We start from the raw sequence: 11,244 nt of genomic DNA, 5'->3' as shown, positions 1-11,244 counted from the left end.
GCTATATTGAGTTAACTAAAATTTAACAAAAAACAGGCTACTACTCATATAAAAGGGTGGGGCTTTTAATAAAACAATAATGCGTTTACGAGGAAAATAAACATGCAACCGAGTTCTGGGTTTAATCTAATATCGTTTAGTGGAAAAATGAAAATATTACATCTGAGTTGGATGGTGTTTTTTGTGTCATTTTTTGTATGGTTTAATCATGCTCCATTATTAGGTGCTATAGCGGGTTCGCTTGGGATCACCATGGCACAAGTTAAAACATTACTAATTTTAAATGTAGCGTTAACTATTCCAGCGCGTGTCGTGGTGGGTATGCTAACCGATAAATTTGGTCCCCGTATTGTTTATGCAGCACTACTTATTAGCTGTAGTATTCCATGTTTTATGTTTGCTATGGCAACTACATTTGAGCAAGCTGCAATAGCGCGTTTTGCTTTAGGCTTTATTGGTGCTGGCTTTGTTGTGGGCATTCGTATGGTGAGTGAATGGTTTCCTGCTAATGAGTTGGGTATAGCCGAAGGTATTTATGGTGGCTGGGGTAACTTTGGTTCAGCAGCTGCGGCTATGTTACTGCCTATTATTGCACTTATGTTTGGTGGCGAAGATGGTTGGCGTTACGCAGTAGGTTTAACCGGTGTATTAAGCGTTATATTTGGTGTTATTTGGTATATCAATGTAACTGACACACCAAAAGGCGGTACATACTTTAAACCTAAAAAAGTAGGCGCAATGGAAGTAACAAGCAAAGGTGACTTTGTACTACTGCTTATTATGAAAATTCCAATGTACGGTGCATTAGCATTACTTACTTGGAAGCTTTCGCCAACCGGTGCTAACTTAATTTCTGCTAATTTTGTACTTGCCGTGTATGCTTTTTTAATTCTACTTTATGTTTACGAAGTATATAAAACCTATGACGTAAATGGTCATATTTTTAAAGAGCCTGTCCCTGAGTCGCACCGTTATGAGTTTAAGCAAGTGGCTGTTTTAAATATTTTATATTTTACAACCTTTGGTTCTGAGCTTGCGGTTGTTTCTATGTTACCGCTGTTTTTTATGGATGTATTTGCGCTTGATATGGTGTATGCGGGTATTTTAGCCTCTGCTTATGCGTTTATGAACTTGGCATCTCGCCCAGGTGGCGGTTGGATTTCAGATAAATTAGGTCGTCGTATAACACTTATTGTGCTTACTACAGGTCTTGCTGTTGGTTATTTTGTAATGGGCTTAGTTGATGCATCGTGGCCTTTATGGCTTGCAGTGGTTGCGGCTATGGCGTGTTCGTTTTTTGTGCAAGCCGGTGAAGGCGCTGTATTTGCTGCAGTACCGCTAATTAAACGTCGTTTAACTGGGCAGATTGCAGGTATGACAGGGGCTTACGGTAATGTTGGTGCGGTCGTTTACTTAACAGCGTTATCGCTTGTTGATTATCAAACTTTCTTTTTCATAATTGCGGGCAGTGCAATACTTGGTTTAGGCGCACTGTTTTTTATGAGAGAACCTGATGGGCATATTACCGAAGTAAATGAAGATGGCACCGTTGAACTTATTTCAGTGACGTAAGGCATTATTTACCATGTTTGATGAAACACGCAAAGCGAGCGCCGTAAATAATGAACTTAATGTTTCATTTGGCGGGCACAGCGCTAAAGGGTTAAAAGCAGAAAACCAAGATGCGTTTGCTGCCCTTAACACCAAAGCGCAAGAAAAAGAGTCTAAAGGCGTTATTGCCTGCTTAGCCGATGGGTGTTCATCAGCAAAAAATGCTAAACAAGCGTCTCAGATTTCGGTTACTCATTTTATTAATGAGTATTTAAATACCCCCGAAAGTTGGGCAGTTAAAAAGTCAGTGTCGAAGGTGCTTGCGAGTTTAAACCAGTGGTTGTATTCGCAATCGGTTAATTACAATCACCTTGGTCAGCGCCAAGCTGATTGGATGACCACGTTTACAGCACTTATTTTAAAGTCGGCAACGGGGTATATATTTCACTTAGGTGATACGCGTATTACCCGCCTGCGAGGCAGCAAAATAGAGGCGATAACACGGGATCACAAAGTAAACGATACGCTAACGCGTGCATTAGGGGCACAACTTCATCAAGAAATAGATGTATACGAAGTTGACCTAAAAGCAGACGATATTTACATATTAACCTGCGATGGCGTACACGATGTGCTCCCAAGTAGTGATATAGCTAAATTAATTAACGAGCACACTAATTTAGAAAATGCAGCTAAAGCAATTACCGAGCTTGCATTAGCACGAGGCAGTGACGACAACGTAAGTTGTTTACTGGTAAAAGTAGAAAATATTGCTGAGCAAAAGTTAGATGAGCTTTATCATTCGCTAACACGACGCAAAATTCCACCCGCGCTTAATGTTGGGCAAAAAATTGATGACTACACGGTTATTCGTAAATTGCATGCCAGTAGTCGCTCGCATATTTATTTAGTGCAACAAGCGCCCGATATACCACCCGTGGTTTTAAAAGCACCTTCGGTTAATTTTGAGGACGATGTGCACTACCTTCAAGGCTTTATAAGAGAAGGTTGGGTGGGGCAACGCATAAACCACCTTAATGTGATGAAAGTACTGAGTACGCAATCGCAAAGCCGTTTTTTATATCATATTTGTGAGTATATGGATGGGCAAACACTGAGTGATTGGAAGCACGACGTGCCGCACCCAGAAATAACCCAAGTACGCAGTATTATTGAACAAATAGTACACGCACTAAGGGCGTTTCAGCGCTTGGATATGGTACATCGCGATTTAAAACTCGATAACGTAATGATAGATGCGCACGGAAAAGTAACGCTAATAGATTACGGCACGGTAAGCGTTGCGTCTATGGATGAGTCGGTTAAGCAAATTGCGGACGATTGCCCACAAGGCACTGCCGACTACACTGCACCTGAGACGCTCATTACTATGCACGCTGATTTTAAAAGTGATTTGTTTTCACTGGGCGTTATTGCTTATGAGTTATTGTGCTCAAAACTACCTTATAAGCCACTGCCACTTAACCACGTAGCGCCAAAAGATTACAGCCATTGGCACTACACAAGTATTCGTAAGTACAGAGCCGATATTCCGTTTTGGTTAGATCAAGCCCTTATGAAGGCGCTTGCCCCTAAACCTGAACTCAGATACCAAGCTTTTTCTGAGTTTATAAACGATATCAATAAACCTAATCCTTATTTAGAAAGTACCGCTAATAAAAGTTCAATAATGAAACGCGATCCAGTTATGGTATGGAAATGTATTTCGCTGTGTTTATTTATTGCTTTGGTATGTGTATTAATAATTAAAACTTAGAGAACCAAAATGCTTAACTATAAGAACAACTTACCTATTATTTTTATACTGGGTTGCTTCACTGCGCCTTCAATAAGCTTTGCCGCGCAAACTGATCTTGATTTTAGACTGCGTTTTGAAAGCGTTGATCAAGAAAATGCCTTAAAAGATGCAAGCGGCTTAACGCTTAGAACCCGCTTAACGCATCAAACAGATGAGGTTAATGGTTTTTCAGCCCTTATTGAGGTAGAAGATACTCGCAGCCTATTAGGCGTAGATGATTACAACAATACGGTGGGGAAAAATACTAATTACTCTGTTATTGCAGACCCAGAAAACACTGAGATTGACCAAGGATTTGTTAAATATGCCCGCGATGGTTTATCGCTAAAAGTAGGGCGCCAAGTAATTGCGCTTGATGGACAGCGTTTTGTTGGGCATGTAGGTTGGCGCCAAGACAGACAAACCTTTGATGCAGCAACCATTAATTACGCATTTAATAACATAGATTTGCAATACAGTTATTTAAACAAGCGTAACCGCATATTTGCTGATGATAAAGATATTAAGTCGTCCGATCATCTAATCAATGCAAGCTTTAAAACAGACTACGGTAAAGTGGTTTTATACAGCTACTTATTAAGTAACGATGCTATAAAAGACGACAGCTTAGACACTTATGGCGTCTCTTTTAACGGTAATAAAACTCTAAACGACATAAAATTTTATTACAAAGCGGAGTATGCAACGCAGTCTGCCTCAACAAGCCTGAGTGATTTTGATGCCGATTACTATGCACTTGAAGGTGCAGTAGATTTAAAAGGGTTGGGTACTAATACAGTAACTTTAAAAGTTGGCATAGAGTCACTTGGCTCTGACAATGGCGATTACGGATTTGCAACACCGCTTGCTACGTTGCATAAATTTAATGGTTGGGCAGATACGTTTTTAAATACACCCACACAAGGCTTGGACGACACCTACATAAGCTTAAACGGTAAAGCGTTTGACGGAAAATGGCTGGTGGCTTATCACAGTTTTGATGCTAATGAGCAATCAAATGGGGTTGACGATTTAGGTACTGAACTAAACGTACAATACGTTAAACCTATTAATAAACAATACGCAGTGGGTGTTAAATATGCTGATTACTCGGCGGGCGATACTGCTGCTAATAAAGTCGATACTCAAAAATTATGGGTATGGATGAGCGCTAAATTTTAACCCTCTCTATCTTCTAATATTCACTTGTAATTTATAGCGACACACGATGGTGCAATTGCACCATCTTGTGGGGCTTTATGCTTTTTACCTACGCACCAATGTAGGCAACTTGCTGATTTTAAATGTTTATATATTTGGCTTACATATTGCTATAACAACCCTATAACAAATTATTCGATTTCAATTTTAGTCAATTACTAAAATAGGTATCACTTTAAGGTGGGTAAATGCTAAGCAAGCAGCGTGTTGTAGTGGTAGGAAACGGAATGGTGGGACATCATTTTGTGCAGCAGCTAGTTTCTCAAAATCAAGCTAATGAGCAATTTGAAATTACGGTATTGAGCGGTGAAGACCGTTTAGCGTATGACCGCGTACAACTATCCTCTTTTTTTAAAGGTAAAACCGCAGACGACCTCGCACTTACATGCAATAAAACTTATGACGATTGGCAAGTACGCTTTCATACTCATTCTAAAGTGATTGATATAAATCGTGATACGCAAACTGTAACGACCGCGAAAGGGGAGTTGTTTGAATACGACAAGCTTGTGCTTGCTACAGGTTCATTCCCATTTGTACCTCCTATACCGGGTAAAGATCGCGAGCATTGCCTTGTTTATCGCACCATTAACGATTTACACGCAATAAAAAACTCAGCCCACGGCAGCAAAGTAGGCGTGGTAATTGGTGGCGGTTTACTGGGGCTTGAAGCTGCAAACGCATTAAAGCAACTGGGTTTACATACTCACGTAATAGAATTTGCACCGCAACTTATGGGCGTACAAGTTGATGCGGGTGGTGGTCGGCTACTAAAAAATAAAATTACGGATTTAGGCGTTACTGTACATATATCGGTAGCAACCGAGGAAATAGTAGAGGGTGAGAACTGCCGTTACAAAATGTGTTTTAAAGGTGGTAAAACCCTTGAAACCGACATGATTGTATTTTCGGCGGGGATTCGCCCTTATGATAATTTAGCCCGCGAGTTTAATTTAGAGTTAGGCGAGCGCGGCGGTATTGTAATTAATAACCACTGCCAAACGAGCGATGAAAACATATACGCGATTGGCGAATGTGCACTGTGGAATAATTTTATTTTTGGCTTAGTGGCACCTGGTTACGCCATGGCTAAAATAGCAGTTGGGCATATTTTACAAGATACGCAGCAAGGTATTTTGCAAAGTACCGGCTTAGACAATAAAGCCGATGAATTTAGCGGTGCCGATATGAGCACCAAGCTTAAATTAATGGGTGTTGAAGTGGGCTCTATTGGCGATGCGCATGCAAGAAGCGAAGGCGCAATAAGCTATTATTTTGAAGACCAAGCCAATGGCATTTATAAAAAAGTAGTCACTAATTCACAAAGTAATAAACTGATTGGCGCGGTACTTGTTGGCGATACCAGCGATTACGACAATTTGCTGCAATATCACTTAAACGACATTGAACTTACCACTGCCCCTGAAGCGCTCATTATGCCCCTTGCTGGCGACATAGCAGAGCTAAGCGCCGACGACTTGCCTGATGACGCCATTATTTGCGCTTGTCATAAAGTAACTAAACACACCATTGAACAATCAGTCGCCAAAGGCTGCATAGATTTGGCAAGTGTGCAACAAAGCACCAAAGCCAGTACAGGTTGTGGAGGGTGTGAAAAGCTCGTTCAAAACGTAATAAACAGCGCGCTCGCTAAAGCAAGTAACACTATTAGCGTAGTTACTCTTAATGAGCCTGTAAAACAGCCCGCATAAATTAAAGCACACTAAAAGAGAGCAGTATGACAACCACAAACACGTCACCAACTTTAAATAAAACCAGTTTAAAACAAACAACATGTGCTTACTGTGGTGTAGGGTGTGGTGTTGATATTTCACTTTTTAATAATGTGCCAACCAAACTTGAAGGCATGCGAGAGCACCCCGCAAACTTTGGTCGTTTATGTGTAAAAGGCACCCATTTACTCGACACGACAGGCAGTGATAATCGCTTAACGTCGCCCCTTATTAATAATCAAGCTGTTACGTGGGATGAAGCCACCGACCATGTTGCCAATAAATTTAACGACATAATACAAAAGTACGGACCCGATGCGGTGGCTTTTTATGTGTCGGGGCAGTTACTCACTGAAGATTACTACATCGCGAATAAGTTAATGAAAGGCTACATAGGCTCTGGCAATATTGATACAAATTCGCGCCTGTGTATGTCATCGGCTGTGGTAGGTTATAAACGTGCTTTTGGTGAAGACGTAGTGCCGTGTACCTACGAGGATTTAGAGCAAACTGAGCTGCTTATTTTAATTGGCTCTAATGCAGCATGGACTCATCCGGTTTTGTATCAGCGAATGGAGCGTGCAAAGCAGCTTAACCCAAATATGAAAGTGGTGGTTATTGACCCTCGAAAAACCGACACCGCTGAGCTTGCCGACACATTTTTAAATATAAAACCAGGCAGTGACGCCGCACTTTATAACGGCTTACTTAATTATTTAAATGAGCATAACCACCTCGATACGCAATTTATTGCTCAGCACACAAACGGCTTTGAAAGTGCACTGCAAGAGGCACAAAAGTGGAGCTGTGAGGCAGTTAGCGACTTTTGCGATATAGCAATTGAGCAAGTTACTGAGTTTTACGCGCTATTTGCTAACAGCCCAAGTGCGATTAGCTTTTATTCAATGGGTATAAATCAGTCAAGCTCGGGTGTAGATAAATGCAACGCCATTATTAATGCGCATTTAGCCTCAGGTAAATTACTTAAGCCAGGCAGTGGTCCGTTTTCGATTACTGGGCAACCCAATGCGATGGGCGGGCGCGAAGTCGGTGGCTTGGCTAATCAGTTAGCGGCGCATTTAGATATTGAAAACGAAGCGCACCAATCACTTGTACAGCGCTTTTGGCTCTCGCCAACTATTGCTAAAAAAGCAGGCAGCAATGCTATTGATATGTTTGATGAAATAGCCGCAGGCAAAATAAAGGCCGTGTGGGTAATGGCAACAAACCCAATGGTAAGTTTGCCTAATAACGCCGCTATTAAAAAGGCATTAGAGACCTGCGAGCTGGTGGTTGTATCTGACTGTATTGCAAAAAGTGATACGTTAAAATTTGCCGATGTTGCTTTTCCATCAACCGGATGGGGTGAAAAAAACGGCACAGTAACTAACTCAGAGCGCAGAATATCAAGGCAGCGCCCTTTAGTAGCGCCTTATTCAGGAGCTAAAAACGATTGGCAAATTATGTGCGAAGTTGCTAAAAAAATGGGCTTTGAAGGGTTTGATTTTACAGATCCCAGTGGCATTTTTGAAGAATGGGCACAATTAACCGACTTTGAAAATAATGACAGTCGATTATTAAACCTCTCTGGTTTAGTTGGGCTCACAAAAAGCCAGTACGATAACTTAAAACCCATTATGTGGCCGGTTGTTAAAAACCAGCCTTATAAAAATGGTCAGGTTTTTACAAATAACCAATTTAGCACTGCGGATAAAAAAGCGCGCTTTATACCCATAACACCGCAATTACCGGTGCAAAAAACATCAAGCGATTATCCGTTTGTAATGAACTCAGGACGTATACGCGACCAATGGCATACCATGAGCCGCACCGGTAAAAGCACTGCGCTTTCATCGCATATTACACGGCCGTACATTGAAATTAATCCGCTTGATGCAAGTAAATTGGAAATTAAACAAAACGATTTAATAAGTGCGATTGCCCAAACAGGGCAGGTTACCGCGCATGCAAAAGTAACCGATTCGGTGCGAAAAGGTGAATGCTTTATGCCGATTCATTGGAACAAGCAATTTGCGTCATCAGCAACAGTAAGTAGGTTGTATCAATCGGTAGTTGACCCTCTATCTGGTCAGGCTGAGTGCAAACACGGCGCTGTTAATATAGTTAAAGCACCCTTTGTGCAATATATGCAGCTGTTTGCTAAAAACGAACTTGTTATAAACAGTGATTTTTGGCTCAAAGTTAATGCAAGTAATTGCTTTAATTACCAATTGGCGCTTAATAAGCCACAAAGTGATTTACTGTATTACTGCCAAACCTTAACTGGTTTACAAGGGCAGTGGTCGGCTATGAGTACTGCAAAAGCCATGCATGTGCAGTGTATTCAAAACGATCAGTTAGCGTTTGTTGCTGTTATTTCTAACGAGCAAAAAGAAATATCACTTGAGTGGATAAACCATTTATTTGCAGAGCCATTACTGAGTTTTACACAGTTACAGTCACTGCTTTATGCAACCCCTGATGAAGAATTTACCCAAGGCATGCAAGTGTGTAGCTGCTTTAAAGTAAGAGAGCAGCCAATTATAAACGCCATCAAAAGCGGTGCAAACACAGTTGAGCAATTGGGGTCTGAACTTAAATGTGGAACCAACTGTGGTTCGTGTAAAACGCAATTAAGCCAATTAATTAAGCAACATGCTACGCAAAAAGCGAACAGTATTAATGTTGCGGTTGAAATGTAAACAAACAAGGAAGCATATGCTTAATGATCAATTTGGTCGGCAGTTTAACTATTTGCGCCTCTCAATAACCGATGTATGTAATTTTAGTTGTAGTTATTGTTTACCAAACGGCTATCAGTGCGATACGCCGCGTAATTTTTTAAATAAAAACGAAATTAGCACGCTTGTAAATGCGTTTGCAGAACTAGGTACTAAAAAAGTGCGTATTACAGGTGGCGAACCATGCTTACGAAACGACGTCACCGATATAATAAAACTCTGTAAAAACACCCCAGGCATAGAAAAAGTAGCCATTACTACCAACGGATTTAATTTATTAAATAAAATTGATGAATTTACAGAAGCAGGGCTTGATGCGCTCAATGTCAGTATTGATAGTTTAAATCCGAGTATGTTTAAGCTAATAACAGGGCACGACAAACTTAACCTTATTTTAAAAGGGATTGAACGCGCGGTAGATCTGGGCATAAAAGATATAAAAATAAATGCAGTGCTTGCCAAGCAGTTTAATAAAAACCAATTGAAGGATTTTTTAGCGTGGGTAAAACACCACAAAGTTACGGTGCGCTTCATAGAATTAATGGAAACAGGTAATGGCGCCACCTTTTTTGAACAAAACCACTTAAGTGGGCAAACGATTAAAGCCCAGCTTTTAGCTCAAGGCTGGTTACAGGTCGTTAGGGGGAAATTAAATGGACCCGCTGAGGAGTTTTTTCATCCTGATTACGATGGTCGTATTGGTTTAATAATGCCGTACAGCAAAGATTTTTGTAAAAGCTGTAATCGCTTGAGGGTATCGGCGCTGGGTAAATTGCACTTATGCTTATTTGCCGAGCAAGGTATAGATTTACGCGAGCTACTCAACGAGGACGATACTGCAGCGACCGTAAAGGCAATTCGAGCTGCTATGGGCAATAAAGAAATAAGCCATGAGCTAGATAAACGCTTAACAGGTGCGACAACTCACTTAGCTATGTTAGGTGGTTAATATGGGAGTTGATGTGAATACTCATATAAAAGCTAATATAAAAGTTAAGCGAGATTTTACAGGCGTTGTGCTTGCTGGTGGTAAGTCATCAAGAATGGGCACAGACAAAGCCGATTTAGTTTTAAAAATAAAACGCTATTGCAAAACGCATGTGATTTATTAAAAGACGCAGGCGCTAAAAACATACTAATAAGTCGCAATGTTACAAATCCAGTTAAATCATCGAGCCATTATTCACCGCGCCATTATCCGTTAGAAAAGTACGTTAAAGATATATACCCAAATAATGGCCCTCTTAGCGGGATTTACTCCACATTAATAGCCACCGAGCACGATTTACTTATTACTGCGGTGGATATGCCTCTACTTACTAGCAGTTTGCTAAGTACAATTGTGCTGGCTTCTCAGTCAAATAACGTACAAATTGCGAGCAATCAATTAAATCAGTCACAAATACATGCTTGGCACTTTGAAAATGAACCGCTACCGCTGTATATTCGTAATACACACAGTGTTAAAAATCACTTAAAGCAAATACTCACAAACGCAAACAGTCATAAATCAATAAAACAGTTTACCCAAAGTATTGGTGTGCAAACGCTTTTATGTAATAAAGCGCACGCACTTATAAACACCAATACACCGGCGCAATTTAAAGCTGTAAATGAGCATTTTGACCAAAAAAGCATTAACCAATTAAGAAGAACATTATGAGCCACACAACAGAGTCACAAGTAGCCTTAAATATTGCCGTACTTACAGTAAGTGATACCCGCGATGCGATTACCGATACTTCTGGTCATTATTTAATTAAAGCACTCACTGAGGCTGGTCATCACTTAGCCGATAAAGAAATTGTAAAAGATGATGTTTACCAAATGCGCGCCATTGCATCGCAGTGGATAGCCGACGACACCATTCACGCTATTTTAGTGACTGGTGGTACAGGATTTACCGAACGCGACTCAACACCAGAGGCATTTGCACCGCTGTTTGATAAAAGCGTAGACGGTTTTGGTGAGCTATTTAGACATATTTCGTACGGTGAAATAGGTAACTCAACGATTCAATCTCGAGCATTGGCAGGGCTTGCTAACAACACGGTTATTTTTTGTATGCCGGGCTCTACTGGCGCATGTAAAACAGCATGGACAGGCATTATAAAAGATCAGTTAGACTCAATGCACAAACCGTGTAACTTTGTACCGCACATTACCATTGGTAAAAAGTGTGAATCGCGTGAGCAATAAT

At 40.7% G+C, this 11,244-nt stretch carries 7 protein-coding genes and 1 pseudogene; all 8 read left to right on the top strand.

Annotation, left to right across the window (positions count from 1 at the left end):
* Positions 1–102: 102 nt before the first annotated feature.
* Positions 103–1,572 (top strand): NarK family nitrate/nitrite MFS transporter, encoded by a 1,470-nt coding sequence (locus tag P20652_RS11390; RefSeq protein WP_033017334.1) that lies wholly within the window; start codon positions 103–105, stop codon positions 1,570–1,572.
* 13 nt (positions 1,573–1,585) lie between these two features.
* Positions 1,586–3,328, top strand: coding sequence for a bifunctional protein-serine/threonine kinase/phosphatase (locus P20652_RS11395; protein WP_008167827.1), 1,743 nt, complete (start codon positions 1,586–1,588; stop codon positions 3,326–3,328).
* Between the two features lie 9 nt (positions 3,329–3,337).
* Positions 3,338–4,531, top strand: a complete 1,194-nt coding sequence (locus P20652_RS11400) for an alginate export family protein (protein WP_008167825.1) — start codon at positions 3,338–3,340, stop codon at positions 4,529–4,531.
* A 227-nt stretch (positions 4,532–4,758) separates the two neighbouring features.
* The gene (locus P20652_RS11405) at positions 4,759–6,282 is read left to right on the top strand and encodes an FAD-dependent oxidoreductase (protein WP_008167823.1); all 1,524 of its coding nucleotides are present in this window, start codon (positions 4,759–4,761) and stop codon (positions 6,280–6,282) included.
* A 26-nt stretch (positions 6,283–6,308) separates the two neighbouring features.
* Positions 6,309–9,005, top strand: coding sequence for a nitrate reductase (locus tag P20652_RS11410; protein WP_008167821.1), 2,697 nt, complete (start codon positions 6,309–6,311; stop codon positions 9,003–9,005).
* A 16-nt stretch (positions 9,006–9,021) separates the two neighbouring features.
* On the top strand, positions 9,022–9,993 hold the full coding sequence (moaA, locus tag P20652_RS11415; protein WP_008167820.1) for a GTP 3',8-cyclase MoaA: 972 nt from the start codon (positions 9,022–9,024) through the stop codon (positions 9,991–9,993).
* A 1-nt stretch (position 9,994) separates the two neighbouring features.
* A pseudogene (locus P20652_RS11420) lies at positions 9,995–10,707 on the top strand (molybdenum cofactor guanylyltransferase).
* Positions 10,704–11,243 (top strand): molybdenum cofactor biosynthesis protein B, encoded by a 540-nt coding sequence (moaB, locus tag P20652_RS11425; protein ID WP_008167816.1) that lies wholly within the window; start codon positions 10,704–10,706, stop codon positions 11,241–11,243. Before P20652_RS11420 ends, moaB begins: the two are co-directional and overlap by 4 nt.
* Position 11,244 lies beyond the last annotated feature (1 nt).

It is taken from the genome of Pseudoalteromonas sp. BSi20652 (assembly GCF_000239855.1).
GTDB lineage: Bacteria > Pseudomonadota > Gammaproteobacteria > Enterobacterales > Alteromonadaceae > Pseudoalteromonas.
Note: the sequence above shows the minus strand (reverse complement) of the source record. Positions and strands in the feature narration are given on the sequence as shown.